This window comes from Corallococcus sp. AB049A (assembly GCF_003668885.1).
GTDB classification, from domain to species: Bacteria; Myxococcota; Myxococcia; order Myxococcales; family Myxococcaceae; genus Corallococcus; species Corallococcus interemptor.
Genome location: NZ_RAWL01001054.1, coordinates 1 through 458, shown reverse-complemented (window position 1 = coordinate 458; position 458 = coordinate 1). Strand labels below are relative to the sequence as shown.

The window sequence follows — 458 nt, the reverse complement described above, 5'->3', positions numbered from 1 at the left end:
CGGGTGAACCGGAGATCGGGGCAATTATGCTCTTTACCGCTATGGACGGCAGCGAAATGCCTGGCGTGATCCGCGAAATCAACGGTGACTCGATTACCGTTGACTTCAACCATCCGCTTGCCGGGCGTACCGTTCATTTTGATGTTGAAGTGCTGGAAATCGATCCGGCACTGGAGGCTTGAAATGCAGATCCTGTTGGCTAACCCGCGCGGCTTCTGCGCCGGTGTAGACCGCGCTATCAGCATTGTTGAAAACGCGCTGGAGATTTACGGCGCGCCGATTTATGTGCGTCACGAAGTGGTGCATAACCGCTACGTGGTCGACAGCCTGCGCGATCGCGGTGCCATCTTTATCGAGCAGATCAGCGAAGTGCCGGACGGTGCGATCCTGATCTTCTCCGCGCACGGCGTCTCTCAGGCGGTCCGTAACGAAGCGAAAAGCCGCGATCTGACCGTATT

The 458-nt window shown here is 57.0% G+C and carries 2 pseudogenes; both read left to right on the top strand.

Annotated features, from left to right (window positions below):
• Positions 1–182: pseudogene (locus D7X55_RS46300) on the top strand (peptidylprolyl isomerase); the annotation flags it as partial.
• 1 nt (position 183) lies between these two features.
• A pseudogene (locus tag D7X55_RS46295) lies at positions 184–458 on the top strand (4-hydroxy-3-methylbut-2-enyl diphosphate reductase); the annotation flags it as partial.